Genomic DNA, 15627 nt, shown 5'->3' with positions numbered 1-15627 from the left:
AAAAACAATTTGTTTCCGAGACCAACAACGAGATTATTTCAATGAAACAATGGTTATTCAAAGTTAATTATTCTTAATATAGGATTTTATTCCTTGACCAGCGTGGCAGATTATGATAGTATTTCCCCTGCCCTAAATCATATCAGTCCAATATCGCCCAGCCGCTTTCATTTGAAGCGGTTACAGCTTTGTTGTTTGCAAGGAGAAATTAATGTCCCATGAAATCAAACTGCCGGAAACGGGTTTTGTACGTTTATCTACCATCCTTAAAGTAATCCCTGTTTGTGCCTCTACGTGGTGGACAGGGGTTAAATCAGGTAAATACCCTCAAAAGTATAAACTTGGTGATGGAATAACCGTTTGGCGCGCGGAGGATATAAGAAATTATATCAACGACCAGCAACCGTGTAAGTAACCTTAACTTTTTAATGGCAGACCGAAACCTAACGCCCAGGCTTAATCGCTTGGGCGTTTTCAATTCCTAAATTGAGAGCAAAATCATGAATATTAAAGAAGCAAAACAAATCCCTTTACAGGAATGGGTGGAACGGCTGGGAGGTCGTTATTCGCATACCGACCGCAGAGGCGATTTTTGGTTCTTCTCGCCGTTCCGGCCGGATGAAAAAACAGCCTCATTTAAAGTAAATGCAAAATACAATAACTGGCACGACTTCGGCCATTCCGGCATCACCAATTATAACGGGAAGAATGTGCAAGGCAGCGGCGGCGATATTATTGACCTATGGTGTGACCTTAATAGCAAAGATCGGCGCATAGGCATTAAAGAAGCTCTGCAAGCCCTCGGAAACGATAGCGGTACCACATACGAAAACAACAAGAACGAAATCAGCCAGTCAAACAAAACGCAGCCTGTAAAAGATGCGCCACCACGTTTCAAACTGTTAAAGATTGCAGACCGCATTTCGTTTATTGGCTTAAAAGAAGAACTGCAACGCCGCAGAATATCTTTGGAACTGGCAAACCTATATTTAAAGCAGGGTTACATACGCGATACGGTTACTGGAAAAACATACACCAGCTTTCTTTTTGAGAATGACAAAGGCGGGTATGAGGTTAGCATCCCAAACCCAAAGCAGGAAAAATGCTTTAAAACCTGTATTGGTGCCAAAGCCATCACAACAGAAAAGCCAATTAAAGAAACAACGGCAGCCGATGTATTTGAAGGATTTTGGGACTTTCTATCGTGGCTGGAAAAAAAGAAAATTAAAACGCCAATGCATTACAGCTTTATTTTGAACAGTACATCACTTGCAGGAGAGGCAACAAATAATTTAATTAAGCTAAAAGACAGCATTAAATCTGTTTTTCTTTTTATGGATAATGATGATGCAGGATACCAAGCAACGCACTTTATAGCGGGTGAGTTAGAGCCGCATGGTTTTGAAGTTGGTGGGATGGAACAGTTTTATAGTAGTGCTAAAGATCTATCCAATTTCTGGACATTTAGACTATAACCTCAGTTTCCAATTTTTTAGCGAATCGTTCTTTATTTGTTTTGTAGTAACAGATGTTGTGATTTCAATACTGTTATCATTAAACTTATGATCGTGGGTGGAGGAACTATAACCTGCCATATATCCCATAAATGTGCCTACAACGATACTAATAGCTGAAGTTTTAGCTAATTTGTTATATTTTTCTTCCCAATCTAATAAATGTGCCAAATCTTTCTCCTATCAATTTTATGCAATACAATTAAGTGTAATCAATAGAGCTTACGAATTCAATACCTTAAATGTTACAAGCTTAGCAAAATCATGCGATTTTGTTTCGTGAAAAATACTGTAGCCTTTAAAATAACTTAAGAACCGATCATCCATATTTTGGAGTAGAAACGGAACTTGGTGTCCTTTGCTAAAATGCAAATCCATTAAAGTTTGAGCATGATATACTATAGCTTGTTCGAGTAAATCGCCGATTGCTTCAGCGTAGCCATTAGATAGTTTAAATTCAGTATGAATACCAGTTGTTGCAATCGAAAAAATTATGATGCCATAGGCGTCATTGATACTATTTACATCTGAAACAATATTGCTTTTAGAGAAGTCATTATCCCCAATTTTGCCTTCTAAATACAGATTCCATGTATCTACGTTGATCGGTAAAAGATGAGTAAATCCTATATATTTATGTTTTATTATTCTTGATTTAATAAACATGAAACACTTACTATTTTGTGCAATGTGTTCTTTATTTCTCTGATACTTGTCCTCTATAGAGGTTGACCATGCCCCATTTTTATATGCTTCATAATTTAGCTGGGCAGAAACGTATGCAGTGTCATTGTTAGCAAATTCAAAGTTATTAGGGTCAATGTCGGAAAGCGTAATAAGCCAGGGATTTCCCTCTCTTCTTTTCTTAATGTACTTATTTGGAAATATATATGGGCCTCTAATCCCTACATTTATAATTCCCCTTTGTATTAATGTTCCAATGGAAAAATAAAATAGTAAACCGCTACCCGCAAGTATAGGTTTCCAAGGGTCCTTAATTGACCAATGCCTTAGATCGTCAGCTAACTTGATGGTTCCTGCAATGAGAAGCGCATCTTTTAAACGGCTCTCCGGCTGCCCAACCCAACCCTTAAAAAAATGGTGCGAACGGTATGCTGTTTTTGACAAGAAAGACTTCCAATAAAATTTCTTCATTTGATTTTTATAAATTTTATAAAATGCTGTGCGTTTATCTGATATAAGGATTTTCCCTCGCCCTATCATTCAATTCTTGAACTTTAAAATAAGGCAGCTTCTCAAACATCACCGGAGGTAGATCATCAATAAAGGTAAATATCTTTTTACCTGATTCAATCCGCAATTCATCCGGCGTTATGAGGTTACGTTCATTGGCAACGGCATCTTCATTGCCGAACCATCTGACGGTTTCAATAACGTGCGATTTTTTACCCATTGCCTTACTGATATATTCCGCATCATGATTGTTCTGTATGCCAAAATATTGCCGCACGACAGTATTACCAATAAACACTTCCCAATTTTCGCCATAAAGGTTTTTAAGCTGTACCAATGATTGCAGTATTGGCCAGACAGTCACATTAAAACCCGCGTAAGCACCCAGCGCAATTTCTATCTCTGGCAGATAACCGAGCGCGGCAAACTCATCGAGCAGGAATACAACACGTTTTTGCGGCTTGCGAATAACGGCGCGCATCATACTGGTGGTTACCAGTCGCAACCAGCGGCTATGCGATTGCAACTTGTCCGCAGGAATGATCACATACAAAGTAATATTACCTTCGGCCAATAAGGACGGGTCAAAGTCACTTTGAAGTGACTTTTGCAATGAGCCGCTTTTCAAGAAATCAGTGGCTTGTAAAACAGACGATAAGATACTTCCCCAGGTGTTTTGTCCCGACTTGCTTAGTTTTTCTATTTCTTGCGAGGCGTAAAGTAAGTTATCAGCAAAGGGCAAATCATCCGCTAATGCCATTTCAGAAAGCAGCCTATCCCATAGCAATTGCGAATACCGCACCCACTTCCAAAGCGTAGTTAAAGTGCGTGTTTCCTTTGGTTCTGAAACAGCAATGTATAGTAAAAATCCCGCAACCACCGTCCGGGCGGAATCACTGAAAAAGCGATTGCGGCTATCTTTTTCAATTGGCACCAACATCTCTGCCAGCATTTGGCAATCATCCACCATATGCACACTGTTCACATCGAGAATATCCATTGGATTATAAGCATAGGAAGGTGGTAGCACGTCATTTTCCAGCAATCCCCACGGGTTGAGCATCACGATTTGACGTTTGCTGTCGCGGTTGTAATCATAGGTCACAGCAGCGATTTCGCCTTTCGGGTCGATTATAAAATATGACCCGTCGATCTTGCCCCAGCCTAACAGGTTAGGAGCAATTAGATTGGTAAACTTGCCGGATCGCGACCCGGCCACCGTAAGCAAATGCCCCTGTTTATTGTAATGGCACCCGCCCCCGATATACAGACCGTCTTGTAATTCGCCAAATGGGGCGATTTCCCATGGGTTGGCAAACCGTGCCGTGCCAAATTTTTCCCCTTCCACCAAACCATTATTGACACCGATACGCCACCTGCGAAACAGCGCATAAACCACAAAGGAAAACACGGTATTGGCAAACAGATAGCCAATGACAAATACAATCCCAAAATATTCCTTATCAATAAACGGCCAAAGCAATAAGCACCCTATTAACAAGAGAAGCCAAATGCCAATCGCACCGACAATCATCGCAAAGCGGATAATCGGGCGCATCGGGTAAAAATCCGGAAAAATATCAAATGGCCGCAAGATGCGATTATAGCCGCGTACAAAGCCGAGCAAGGCACCAATCAGGGTGATGGGCGTAAGCCATACGCCGACCATGAATACGGCAATCTTGCTGCGCTTTTCGTAATCGGTTCTAAACCGTAATAGCAATTTCAGCTCATCTTTGCTGATGCCTAACTTTTCCCAAAAATCGGGTTCTTTGGTTTCCAGTTGTGAAAAATCATACAGGGTTGGATAGGCCTTATTTGAATATGGCTCTTGGCCTTGTTTAGGGTCATCGTTCATCGGGTCAGGTTGTTTGAAATCATGAAACGTTAAATTAGAAACCAGCGTTGATAATTCCAATTTTTTCTTTTCATGGCCTGTTATTTTTTGCCATGTTTTTGCACGGTGTTAAACGTAGCTGTACAGCATTGCCTGTAGTTGTATAACCGCTTGATTACCTTGACTTTTATCTTGCCATTGTGTATATTGTCCGTCAGTTGCAAGACGTGGTTTGTCCGGACAATTTAGCTTCGCTTATTGTCCTCACCAAACCGTCTTGCAAGGGGGGATGGCATCCCCCGCTTGACCCCCGAAACAAAAAACATCTGACGGACATATATGGCACGGCTTACAAAAAAGCCCGAAGCCTTGCGTGACCACACGATTGAAATTCGTGTTACGCAGGACGAAAAGGCAGCGATCAAAACCAATGCGAGTAATCGCGGCATGAACACGAGCGACTTTTTGCGCGAGTTCGGTTTGCTGAAAACCGGCAAAGCCGCCATGCGTAGCAATACCACTATCAGCCGCGAACTACTCATTGAGTTGAAGGGTCATATCGGCAAGATCGGCAGCAATCTTAATCAGGTGGCTCGTGAAGTGAACCGCCGAAAACTGATGAACGAGCCGACCGTGCCCGATTATTACATCATTAACGCATCGGAAAAAGTGGACAACGCCATGCAGCAACTTTTGGATTTATTAGGCTATGGTTATTAGGGGCGGCACACGGGGGAACGGGTTACAGTTGGCACGTTACCTCACGACCAAAAGCGACAATGAGCGCATTCAGATATTGGAAGCGGCTGGCCGTGAAAACGCCAGCGCGGATTATTTGCGCCAAACCATTATCAGCATGGATTTAATGGCTGATTTAACCAAAGCCAAGAACAGCCTGTACCATGCACAGATTAACCCCGCCTATGATGAAGATAAAAACACCGACTGGTTTAAAGCCGCCGATATTTTGGGCAAAGAGTTAGGCTTTGAAGACCAACGGCGCGTGATCGTCTTGCATGAGAAAAAAGGCCGCACACATGCGCATGTGGTATGGGAACGTTACGATCATGAAAAAGGCATCGTCATATCAGACAGTTTCAGCCGCTTGGCGCAAGACCGCGCGCGCCGTTCAATGGAAATGGAGTTTGGGCATAAGCCAACACCACGCCGCAATGCGCACAGGCCGGAGCTTAAAGCCTCACTCTTGCAGCTATGGAACCAGACAGGCACAGGGGCGCAGTTCCTGACCGCCTGTAAGAACAATAATTACATGATTGCCGCAGGTTCAGGCCGCAATCCGTTTATTGTCGTGGACGAAAATGGTCGCTCATTCGACCTGGTACGCCAGCTTAAAGGCGTAAGGTTAACAGATGTCAGGGAACGTTTGCGTAATGAAACATTGATGACCGAGAAGCAGGCCATTGTTTACATGCGCAATCAGTCCGAAACCCGCCAGCGAGAACGCGACGAACGGGGCAAACAAAAAGCACACTTCAAAATGAATGCCAGCGATCAGACCAAAGCCACGCCAAAGCAGGAACCGCAAACCCAGCCCAAGCGTATGACACAGGCCGAACGCGATGCCGCGTTTAAGGAAATATTGCAAGCCAAAAAAGAAATCACCCAACCGGAAATCAGCCGTGAAGAATTGAAACAGCAATTTGCACAAAGCAAGGAAAATATAACTATATCTAAAGAAGACCAATTACGCAAAGCATTGCAGCAAGAGCGTAATCAGCAGCAAGACCGCGGCCATGACTTAAACCGTGATAATGGCATGGAGTGGGATTAAAAAAAGCAAAGCCCTTTTCTCTCGCAGAAAAGGGCTTGCAACCTAAACCTTATCACAATTTAAGCAGGGTTAGACCTGCTTAGTCTTTAAATATACGAAACTTCTTAATTTGCAGTTGTCGTACTTTCTAATATATCTATGTCTTCTAATGGCTCCCGTTTATAATCAGGATCGTAAAACACATCTTGTTTGACACAGGCGAATATCTTTAGCACCAGTTTGTTCCTCACGGCATTTAACACGGCCATTTTTGGTTTGCCTTCGGCTACTTTACGCTCATAGTAGGCTTTCATTTCAGGGACGTAACGAACAGAACCAAGGGCGCAAGTGTGCAATAACGCTTTAACCTTCTTATTGGCGATATGCGACACACGAGCATTGGCCGTTATCAAGCCGGATTCCTTTTTGAACGGCGCAACCCCTGCATAGCAAGCATATTTTTTAGGGTTGGTTATATCGATAAACTCGTTTGTTGTAATTAATATTTGAACAGCCGTAACCGTACCGACACTTGGAATAGAAGTAATTGTATTGTGCAAATGGTTGATCCGGGTATCGGATTTAATTAATTCTGCAATATAGTTGTCCATTGCCACAAGATCACTGGTCATGGCGCTTATACTTAGCTCACATAACTTTTTGCTTTGTGACAATATCTTTTTGTCAACAAATGTTGTGTCCTCTTTTAACGGTGTTGCCAATGCACCTTTCAGCGTAAGTAAACGCGCCCTTAATGTTGAGAGATGCGCCAGTTGCTGGATGATTGGACGCTTTGGCAACCACAGGCGCAAATTATCCCTGCTTTTGAACAAATATTGTGCAATTCTTATCGCGTCGATTTTGTCGTATTTGCCACGAATATTGCCTAACGAGTTTTTAATATGCAGCGGGTTTTCATGGACTATATTAGCTTTATGCCGCCGTAGCACAGTTAATAAATGGTTTGAATAAATGCCAGTATTTTCCATGCCAAACACCGCTTTCGCGATAGCATAACGTGCCGTCTTTTTAAATTCGACAAGAAACGCAGTTATTTCAGCGACATTGTTGCCAATCTCTTTGTGATATAATAGCTTGTTGCCATGCTGCAAGGCAAAATCCAGTTCATTGCGCGATACGTCAATGCCGATAAAATAGGTGAATTGTTTTTCTTTCTGTTCAGTCATTGGTTTAGGTAATATTAACTGGCGATGCTAAATCGCAGAACGGGATTTTATTGAGCAGCGAATACCTCAATCTCATGATTGGTTTTGCCAAGATCAAAAAATAGGCTACTTCGCTGCTATGCTTAAATATTTTATCGGCAAGCCTTATATCATTCGTTAGGGTTTGCCTGTGACATAGCGTAAGTTTGTTCTTGCCGATATGTTTTAAAACAGCAGGTGCCTCTATCTGACTACAGAGTATATCTGGATGAAAAAATAGGCTTTCCTGCTGTTAGCTTTCATTATTGTTAAAACCGACCAGTCTTGTATCATTCGATAGGGTACGCCTTTGACGTCGAGTAAGCTTGTTCCGGTCGGTTTGTATTTTAAAACAGCAAAGGCCTCAATCTGCTGATAAGGTAATCTTGATGTACCGTTAGGCTTCTTTGCTGCTAACTTTTTTCAGCAATTAAACCGACAAGCCTTATATCGTTTGTTAGGGTTTACCTGTGACATCGAGTAAGTTTATTCCTGCCGGTTTTTATTTTGAACAGCAGGTGCCTCTCTCATTTGTTAGTTTGGCACTTGATGGAAATATAGGCTTTCCTGCTGTTGTGTTATTCATTTAATAAACTGGTTGCGACAAGGCTTGTATAATACGATAGGTGTTCCGACCTTTGACGGCGAGTAAGTTTCCTTGCCCCAACCAGTTATGTTTTTTCGTTACTGGCTACCCGGTTTAATAATGATACACCACTGGTGCTGCATAATTGGTATAAAGCTTGCCAGCAATCAGCATATTTTTAGCCGCTGCAAGTGTTGGCATCGTTGCCTGTTTTGTCGTGGCAAAAAATGGAATGCTACCATCATAGGTTTTTCCCTTGCTGCCAATAAACAGCCGTAATTGATTGTAGCCAACTTTGGCAGGGTCAAAGCCAGTGATCCGCAGGAAAGCGTATTTAGTGCTGTCACTTGCAAGCACCACTTCATCATCGGCTTTAATATTTGAGAAAATCAGGTTAAAGCTGTATTCGTCATAGCGCGTAACCGCCCCATTGTTTGCGTTCACCCACTCATATTTGAAATTACTGCCTATTGTTCCAAGATTTTGATAGCTTGTATTGGTCACATACGTATCGCTTTTTAGGTCGAGCGTTATGGCTTGGTTCGTGGTCGCATTATATGCACCGTTATTGAGGTACACAACATGGTCTTCGGTAACATACGGTTTGGCCGATACTGGTGCCGCTATCTGCACATCGGTCACTTGTATGTTTCCGGTGAACAGACTTTTAAAACTTGCGCCCGAGTAGGTTTTTCCTGAATTATATTTGAAAAAAGCGATATTGGTATCAAAGCCAGTTGCTTGAATTCTCACCATCTTGTGCATTACAAGATTGAGTTGGTTATACCCCGTTTTTGTTTTATCGAAACCTTTGATACGAATAGTTATGGCTTGGTTGCCAGTCGTATCACTTGGCATTTTTCCGTTGTCGATAGTTTCTTCAACCACTTTGCCGTAACCGTCAGGTCCGAATTGTGCTGGGAGCGTACTAAACCCACCATTGCCAATCATTTCAACAATATTTCCCGTGCCAGCCTTTAGCACGACCTTGTTACCGCCGCCGTAAAGTTCGGCCACGGTTAATTTGTCGTTTGCATCGACCCCAAGCACAATCCGGCTAAAACCTAATGTTTTTACCACGTAGCCGCTTGGATAAGTGGTGGTATTGCCGGAAGTGGTAATTTGGGGTTCCGGTTTTGTTGGTTCAGGATTGCTTGTTGAGCCGCTTTTACCGCAGGATATTAACAAACCTGTAAAAGCTAATCCAATCAAATAAGTATAAATTTTCATATGTTGTTTTTTAAAAAAGCTCCCTGCTTAGCGCAAAGAGCTTGGTTTGTCTGGATTAATCTTTATCGCAAACCATACCAGGTACTTGCTCGGCTTTTTTCAAATCATCACCGCAATATTCCTGCGGTGCGCTTTTCATACCCAGCATTTCTGTATGGCATTTTTTACATTCCTTGCATCCCGTAAATGCAGCACAAGACACGATGGCGCAAAGACCATAAATCATTAATCGTTTCATGAATTATTTAGTTAAGTGAGTGAAAAATATAAATGTTGTTAATACTAAAAGCAGTTAATCTTCTTTTTTGAACTCAACAAAGCGCGTGTCGCCTAAGGCACCAAGGGTGATATGGTCGGTTTCTTTAAGGTATTTAATATCGATGTCTGCCCCATTTACACTCCCTGATAAATATTTACCTTCTTTGTTGTAAATGAGCTTTACCGTATCTGTTAAATCTTTTGATTTTCTCAGGATATATTGATCATCCTTTTTATCAATCAATAAAAATTCATTGGTAGGAAATACCCTGTCATCGGTAGATTGCCATTTACCGACAAACTTGCTGCCGTCGTTAGAGCAACCAAATAGCACTACGGCGCAGATTGCGCCCATAAATAGAAATGATTTCATAAAATATATACTTAGTTTTTGTTTGGAATAATGAATTGAAAGAACTGATTGTAATAATTTTCAGAATGAAAATCGGCGTAGCCGTTGGCCTCTACTTTTACATTTTTGCTAAGGTTCATTACATAGCTTGCTTTTGCCAGCGTTGAGTTAATCTCTGGAAAATTAATCTCCTTATAGATTGGCAGGATGGATATTTGCCCATTGGACGAAGCAATACCTTGTCCGGTGAAAGTATAGGTTTCCATACGGATAATTTTTCTGCCGCCGTTAAGGCCACCTGTGATTAAAGTGTCGGGCATTTTAAACGACATGGTTGCATAAAATTTGAACTGGCCATTTTTATATTTGATATTATCTTTTTGAATTTCTACTGCATTAAAGCGACTGAAAAATGCTTGATTGAACTGGTTATACCTTATTTTATCGGCAATCAGGGTCATGTTGCCTAACGTGTCAATCATCACATTGCCTTTTCTGCTGCTTCCAATCGTATAGCCTTGTTCAAAATTACCCTTGTCAATATTTAAGTCTTCAAATTCACTACTGGAATTTAACCGAATAACAATCTGGCCCTTTTTATTGATGTAAGCGTATTTGAACGCATCGGAAACTGGCGGCTCAACCAATGCTAACCCTTCGTGAAATTCATAAACTCTGCCCTTAAATTGATATGGTATAACCAAGCGGCCTTTTTTATCCATGAAGCCTGATTTACTTCCGCTCATGCGGTCGTTGGTATCGACCTTAATCAGGCCATCCGAAAATCCTTTAGCATAGTCGAATTGCCGTTTTGTCTTAAAAAGCAGGGTGCCATTCTTAGCGTAAAAAGTATTGTATCCATCTGCCGTTAATACAGGATAACAGTCTAACTGGAACTTGCTATATGACGGTTGGCCTTTAGCAATATATTTAATACCCTTTTTATCAATAAAGATTTCCTGTTCTTTTCCTTTGGCATCCAATCGTTTTGCCCATGCATAGCCATCAGCCATAAAAGGTTTTACATCAATCAACGTGCATGGCACTACCAATTCAAGGTTACGGTTGATATAACCGTATTTTTCAGTAACTGGATCGCGGACAACGCACATCCCGTTACGAAAGCCGCAGCGTTCAACGTCAATCTTGAACCCTTGTAAATTATTGAACTTGTATTTGCCAAACGGGATAACGGTTCTCCCATCTTGAAATATCAAGGAAAATTCCTCACCCTTTCTGATAATGGCATAGCCTTGATAAAATTCATCGTATTCTGTTGCATCAATCAGTTTAGCCTGGCTATAAAGTTGATCGATGGTTTTACCAACAGGGTTTTGCGCCACGCAGAAAGAAATGTTTAACAAGCAAACAAGCAGCAATGTCAATGAAGAGGCTTTGGCATTGGAGTAAAATTGTAGCATTGGTGTAAAAATTAAAACGTAAGGATATTTATTAAAATAATTTAATGTTAAAAATATGGGATAAAAATCACCTATCAAAGAAATTAATATCTTTTATAGATTATTTATTAAATTATAGAGATACTAATGCCAGTAAGGCACTAATTTTCCTTTTCTATTTTTATGCGATGGAAAAGCAAAAGAGGGTTTATAACCGTATTAAGGCACACTTGGCACTTAAGCAGGTTAAGAACAAAACCCTTGCAGAGTACATGAATGTCAGTGTGCAAACCGTTTCAAAATGGTGTACCAACTACAGCCAACCCTCTATTCCTGAACTTTACGTCATTGCCGAATATTTAAAAGTGGAAGTGCCTGAACTTTTAGAACCAGCAAACCACAAATAATTTCCCTGTTTCCGTTTTTCTATCCTTATATTTCAGTCAAAAATAGGCATGTACTTTTCCGTGCATATGCCGCCAGCGGCATCAATGGCCTTTTTTTCTTAATATATTTGGGTATGCAAACAATAACTTCTTACGGCAATCTTTTATCTGTTTTACAGCCCAATGAGGATATACAGGGCGAAGTTTATAAATCCCAACAATTACAAGACGGCTTTAAAGAAGAATTTCAACAAGAATCGAAACAAGGCCTTTATGTTCTTGATTATTCCCTTCAACAATATTTGCAAGTTGATGAAGGCGTTGCGGCATGTGCCAGTCAGCCCATTGATGAGATCATGCGCGGCGGCATACAGATGACCAGTAAACTTTGGCACCCTGATGATTACAGAACGTATGATGAAGTGATCCTGCCAGCGAACGTTGCCTTTATGAATACGTTACATCCGTCAGAATATAGAGATTTACGGTTTACCTGCAATTATCGTGTGAAGAACCGCAGTAATGGCTATACAATGGTTGAACAGGTTTCGCGCTTTGATAGTTTCACCGATAACGGTTTGCCAAAAATCGTCGTGGGCATGGTACGGGATATTACCAACCGTGTTACCAACAGTATAATTACACATACCATTAAATCGGTTAATCCAGCCAGCAAAACAGTTTCTATTGAAACATACGACCCACAGATAAAGCGCAAGAATTTTGATATGCCAGTTCCTGAACTTACCATCAGGCAATTACAAATTTTAAAACAGGTCGTGCAAGGGTATAAAAATGAGCAAATCGCCAGTAGTCTATCCCTTACAAAAGACATGGTTGAGCATGACCGTAAAGCGATTATAATCCGTTTGGGTGCCAGCAACATTGCAGAGGCGGTTAGTAGGGCTTATGAGTTTGGCGTTCTGAAAGCCTCAAATTGATTGCCCATTATTAGAAATATATCGACACAGTTAAGCAGTGCTTAGGGGAGATGTCTGATGGAACTTATTTAATCAAATGGGCAATATTTTTCAAGACAAGAGCTGTGCTAAGGAAAGACGTTTGATGGTCATTTGTTAATCATGAAAACGGGTGTTAGTGAAAAAAAACTTGACACCTGACACGTTTCGCGTTACATTTGTATCATGATTGTAAGCATACGCCATAAAGGGCTTAGGCTGTACTACGAGAAAGGGGATGCTTCCAAGCTGCAACCGCAGCACATAAGCAAGATCAGGCTAATCCTGACCCGTCTTGAGGCAGCCAAGGTCATTACTGACATGAATGTGCCGGGATATGGTTTGCACCAGTTAAGCGGCGATCTTAAAAGTTTTTGGTCGGTGAAAGTGGATAAGAACTTCCGTATCATCTTCCAGTTTATTATCGAAGATGCGCACGAAGTTGATTATATAGATTATCATTAGGGAGGAATTAAAATGGCAATGTTTGACCCAGCCCATCCGGGCGAATTAATCCGCGAAACCTTAGACGGTATTCACGAAGAAACAGGACAAAAACTAACCGTGCTGCAAGTAGCGGCAGGATTAGGCACAACGCGTAAAACATTATCGGCTATTATTAACGGCAGACAAAGTGTAACCCCTGAAATGGCATTACGCCTTGGTGCTGCGTTTAACAATACCGCAGAATTTTGGTTACATGTGCAAGAGAGTTACGATTTGGCACAAGCTCGGAAAAAGGTTGATATAAAGAACGTCAAGGTGTTTTGGCAGCCACAAGTTGCTTAACCATGAAAAGAAAAATACGACCCTAAGAGCCGATAATAGCAGCTAAAGCATCATCGGCATCCTTATTAATAAAGCTGTTCATGTAAGCAATCGTAGTTGTTACCCTTGAATGCCTGAAAATCTTTTGCAGCATCGTAATAGGGATTTTATCACCAGCCAAGTTACCAATTGTATGACGTGCAATGTGCATGGTTACTTTGTGTTCAACCTTCGCCAGCGGCGCGACATGCTTATTCAGAAATTTGTCGATCCGGCTGGCATTTTCGCCAATCTTGCGCTCGATTAAAAACTGGTCGTTTAAATCCTCAATCTTTTTAAGTTCAGGGAAGATGAAATCATCCTTGTGCCGTTTGGCCTCTTTGTATTGGTCAAGAATAAGCACTACTTTATCTGAGGTCTTTAATTTCCCCGGCTTCTTGTTCTTACCCATCGTATAATGCAGTTGGTCATCTTTAAAATCAGACCATTTTAGCCGCAGTACATCAGATACCCTCATTCCGCCAAAGTAATAAGACACAAGCCACAAATTACGTGCATGGTTATAATTGGGATTATCCAGTTGTACAGTTTCAATTTTTGCCACATCTTCGTAAGACAGGCCGACTTTCATTGTTTCAGGAAACTTGATAGTCATTCCTTCTTTCCCAAACGGGTAATATTTCTTATCAACCGCACCTTGTTTAATTGCCTGGCTGAAAACCGAACGTATTACCACCATATGGTTAATTACCGTGCGTTCACTGATTTTCTTATCTGATTTACCGACCTTGATTGTAACGCGCAAATAATGCTTAAAGCGTTCCAGTAGATCAACGGTAATATCAGGAAACACAATATCGGAACATTTTAGGAAGTCTTTAAAGTGATTAATGCGTGGCTTGTCGGCATTGTACTGATTATACTTACCAGCCTCTTTTAAGATGGCTAAATAAGCCTCGCTTTGTTTAATGAAACTTGCCCCGCTATTGGGTTTAATCTTCTTTACAACAGCTTTTGACGATGCTCCGGCATGGTTGGTGTCCATCTCAATTGCGGTGTCGGAAGCTTCGGCCAGCTTCTTTGCAATCATGTTATTTAAACGAACGGAATTGACATGGTTTTTACGCACGCGTTGCTTGACAGCATCCCAATCGCTTTCAAGTAAATGATAGCCCAAATACACATAAGAAGATTTACGATCTTTGGTAATGCGAAGCGCAAGCGGACATGTGCCGTCAGCTTTTGGCTTTTTCCTTAGAATGACTTTTACAACCGACATAAGATGAATGTTTTGCAGCCCTAAATTGGTACAACAATGGTACAACAAACATCGGTTTTTGTTGGTTTGTAACCAAATCTAATGAATGAAAATATGCGTTTTAAGTACATTAAAGCCACTTTTAAACCATTAAAGACCAATAGAACAAGGACTGAAAATCCTTGTGTCGCTGGTTCGATCCCAGCTGATACCACACTAAAACTAGTGTCAACTCATATCAAAACCCTGTAAATAGCTAATTTACAGGGTTTTCTGTTTTCCACCATATCAAAATAATCCATAGTTGCTCAATGTTTATGATACCTAAAAGGATGCCTGTTTTAGTTTCTTATCTTCGATGTATCAGAAATCATAATAATGCATGCTCTGTAATAATGAGAGTTAGCCCATATCAAAAAAACGATAATTTGAGTAGTTTTTTTAGCCCTTTTGACACCCTTTTTTTAAAAGGATGTTTGCACTCATTGTAAAATTATAACAAAAACAAACAGTACTATCCATATTCGGTATTATTTAATTTTGTCTGATCAACAGGCATTTAAGCAAAAGTAATACGAATAAACAAAACAATATTAGATTGAGTATAAGAAAAGGGTACATTTGCAACCCGCAAGAGGTGTGAGTGGATTAAAAAGCGGCTTGGGTTAAAAAACTAAAAATAGTTTAGGAAATACCGAAAGGATTTCTACCTTTGCACTCCCAATCGCAATGAATGGAAAAACATTGAAAAGCGGCAAATAAGCAACTATGGAATAAGGGTATAAAATCCTTTGTCCCCGCCCAAAACAAAATAAAAATATGTTTTGGAGAATATAAAAAGTTGTTTACCTTTGCACTCCCGAAACGGACGAGGCTAAAAAAGCTGAAACGAAGAAGGGAACGGCAGCG

General features: G+C 40.8%; 15 protein-coding genes. 7 read left to right on the top strand and 8 right to left on the bottom strand.

Annotation, left to right across the window (positions count from 1 at the left end; all coding sequences use genetic code 11):
* Positions 1-500: 500 nt before the first annotated feature.
* Positions 501-1475 carry a toprim domain-containing protein gene (locus ACFQ3S_RS14955; RefSeq protein WP_377165869.1) on the top strand — a complete coding sequence of 325 codons (975 nt, stop codon included), beginning with the start codon at positions 501-503 and terminating at the stop codon, positions 1473-1475.
* Between the two features lie 261 nt (positions 1476-1736).
* Here the strand turns inward: ACFQ3S_RS14955 and ACFQ3S_RS14950 are convergent, their stop codons facing one another.
* Together ACFQ3S_RS14950 and ACFQ3S_RS14945 are read right to left on the bottom strand one after the other, a co-directional pair.
* A complete protein-coding gene (locus ACFQ3S_RS14950) occupies positions 1737-2669 on the bottom strand; it encodes a hypothetical protein (protein WP_377165867.1) in 933 nt (310 codons plus the stop codon).
* Between the two features lie 34 nt (positions 2670-2703).
* Positions 2704-4626 carry a type IV secretory system conjugative DNA transfer family protein gene (locus ACFQ3S_RS14945; protein ID WP_377165865.1) on the bottom strand — a complete coding sequence of 641 codons (1923 nt, stop codon included), beginning with the start codon at positions 4624-4626 and terminating at the stop codon, positions 2704-2706.
* 258 nt (positions 4627-4884) lie between these two features.
* On the opposite strand from ACFQ3S_RS14945, the gene ACFQ3S_RS14940 reads away from it, so the two are divergent.
* A complete protein-coding gene (locus tag ACFQ3S_RS14940; RefSeq protein ID WP_377165863.1) occupies positions 4885-5265 on the top strand; it encodes a plasmid mobilization protein in 381 nt (126 codons plus the stop codon).
* Positions 5255-6337 (top strand): relaxase/mobilization nuclease domain-containing protein, encoded by a 1083-nt coding sequence (locus ACFQ3S_RS14935; RefSeq protein WP_377165861.1) that lies wholly within the window; start codon positions 5255-5257, stop codon positions 6335-6337. The genes ACFQ3S_RS14940 and ACFQ3S_RS14935 overlap by 11 nt, the downstream gene beginning before the upstream one ends.
* Before the next feature lie 104 nt (positions 6338-6441).
* Here ACFQ3S_RS14935 and ACFQ3S_RS14930 read toward each other — a convergent pair whose 3' ends face one another.
* From ACFQ3S_RS14930 to ACFQ3S_RS14910, 5 genes are all read right to left on the bottom strand, one after another.
* Positions 6442-7503: an IS110 family transposase gene (locus ACFQ3S_RS14930; protein WP_377165859.1), complete on the bottom strand. Its 1062-nt coding sequence runs from the start codon at positions 7501-7503 to the stop codon at positions 6442-6444.
* 718 nt (positions 7504-8221) lie between these two features.
* Entirely contained in the window at positions 8222-9337 is a 1116-nt protein-coding gene (locus tag ACFQ3S_RS14925; RefSeq protein WP_377165857.1) for a hypothetical protein, read from the bottom strand.
* A gap of 55 nt (positions 9338-9392) precedes the next feature.
* A complete protein-coding gene (locus tag ACFQ3S_RS14920) occupies positions 9393-9575 on the bottom strand; it encodes a hypothetical protein (protein WP_377165855.1) in 183 nt (60 codons plus the stop codon).
* 54 nt (positions 9576-9629) lie between these two features.
* Positions 9630-9968 (bottom strand): hypothetical protein, encoded by a 339-nt coding sequence (locus ACFQ3S_RS14915; protein ID WP_377165853.1) that lies wholly within the window; start codon positions 9966-9968, stop codon positions 9630-9632.
* 11 nt (positions 9969-9979) lie between these two features.
* Complete coding sequence (locus ACFQ3S_RS14910; RefSeq protein ID WP_377165851.1) at positions 9980-11368, bottom strand: WG repeat-containing protein; 1389 nt, start codon at positions 11366-11368, stop codon at positions 9980-9982.
* Positions 11369-11412: 44 nt separating this feature from the next.
* On the opposite strand from ACFQ3S_RS14910, the gene ACFQ3S_RS14905 reads away from it, so the two are divergent.
* From ACFQ3S_RS14905 to ACFQ3S_RS14890, 4 genes are all read left to right on the top strand, one after another.
* Positions 11413-11754 carry a helix-turn-helix transcriptional regulator gene (locus ACFQ3S_RS14905; RefSeq protein WP_377165849.1) on the top strand — a complete coding sequence of 114 codons (342 nt, stop codon included), beginning with the start codon at positions 11413-11415 and terminating at the stop codon, positions 11752-11754.
* A gap of 113 nt (positions 11755-11867) precedes the next feature.
* Positions 11868-12674 carry a response regulator transcription factor gene (locus ACFQ3S_RS14900; RefSeq protein ID WP_377165847.1) on the top strand — a complete coding sequence of 269 codons (807 nt, stop codon included), beginning with the start codon at positions 11868-11870 and terminating at the stop codon, positions 12672-12674.
* Between the two features lie 204 nt (positions 12675-12878).
* Positions 12879-13157 (top strand): type II toxin-antitoxin system RelE/ParE family toxin, encoded by a 279-nt coding sequence (locus tag ACFQ3S_RS14895; protein ID WP_377165845.1) that lies wholly within the window; start codon positions 12879-12881, stop codon positions 13155-13157.
* 18 nt (positions 13158-13175) lie between these two features.
* Entirely contained in the window at positions 13176-13481 is a 306-nt protein-coding gene (locus ACFQ3S_RS14890; protein WP_377165843.1) for a HigA family addiction module antitoxin, read from the top strand.
* Positions 13482-13503: 22 nt separating this feature from the next.
* Here the strand turns inward: ACFQ3S_RS14890 and ACFQ3S_RS14885 are convergent, their stop codons facing one another.
* Complete coding sequence (locus ACFQ3S_RS14885; protein ID WP_377165841.1) at positions 13504-14739, bottom strand: phage integrase SAM-like domain-containing protein; 1236 nt, start codon at positions 14737-14739, stop codon at positions 13504-13506.
* Between the last annotated feature and the right edge of the window lie 888 nt (positions 14740-15627).

Source organism: Mucilaginibacter terrae, from assembly GCF_042679325.1.
Lineage (GTDB): Bacteria > Bacteroidota > Bacteroidia > Sphingobacteriales > Sphingobacteriaceae > Mucilaginibacter > Mucilaginibacter terrae.
Note: the sequence above shows the minus strand (reverse complement) of the source record. Positions and strands in the feature narration are given on the sequence as shown.

Bases quoted from the DNA above. Each gene is read 5' to 3' on its own strand.
- ACFQ3S_RS14950 (WP_377165867.1), bottom strand. From the start codon at position 2,669: ATGAAGAAATTTTATTGGAAGTCTTTCTTGTCAAAAACAGCATACCGT.
- ACFQ3S_RS14895 (WP_377165845.1), top strand. From the start codon at position 12,879: ATGATTGTAAGCATACGCCATAAAGGGCTTAGGCTGTACTACGAGAAA.
- ACFQ3S_RS14910 (WP_377165851.1), bottom strand. From the start codon at position 11,368: ATGCTACAATTTTACTCCAATGCCAAAGCCTCTTCATTGACATTGCTG.
- ACFQ3S_RS14885 (WP_377165841.1), bottom strand. From the start codon at position 14,739: ATGTCGGTTGTAAAAGTCATTCTAAGGAAAAAGCCAAAAGCTGACGGC.
- ACFQ3S_RS14900 (WP_377165847.1), top strand. From the start codon at position 11,868: ATGCAAACAATAACTTCTTACGGCAATCTTTTATCTGTTTTACAGCCC.
- ACFQ3S_RS14925 (WP_377165857.1), bottom strand. From the start codon at position 9,337: ATGAAAATTTATACTTATTTGATTGGATTAGCTTTTACAGGTTTGTTA.
- ACFQ3S_RS14905 (WP_377165849.1), top strand. From the start codon at position 11,413: ATGTTAAAAATATGGGATAAAAATCACCTATCAAAGAAATTAATATCT.
- ACFQ3S_RS14930 (WP_377165859.1), bottom strand. From the start codon at position 7,503: ATGACTGAACAGAAAGAAAAACAATTCACCTATTTTATCGGCATTGAC.
- ACFQ3S_RS14955 (WP_377165869.1), top strand. From the start codon at position 501: ATGAATATTAAAGAAGCAAAACAAATCCCTTTACAGGAATGGGTGGAA.
- ACFQ3S_RS14890 (WP_377165843.1), top strand. From the start codon at position 13,176: ATGTTTGACCCAGCCCATCCGGGCGAATTAATCCGCGAAACCTTAGAC.
- ACFQ3S_RS14920 (WP_377165855.1), bottom strand. From the start codon at position 9,575: ATGAAACGATTAATGATTTATGGTCTTTGCGCCATCGTGTCTTGTGCT.
- ACFQ3S_RS14940 (WP_377165863.1), top strand. From the start codon at position 4,885: ATGGCACGGCTTACAAAAAAGCCCGAAGCCTTGCGTGACCACACGATT.
- ACFQ3S_RS14935 (WP_377165861.1), top strand. From the start codon at position 5,255: ATGGTTATTAGGGGCGGCACACGGGGGAACGGGTTACAGTTGGCACGT.
- ACFQ3S_RS14915 (WP_377165853.1), bottom strand. From the start codon at position 9,968: ATGAAATCATTTCTATTTATGGGCGCAATCTGCGCCGTAGTGCTATTT.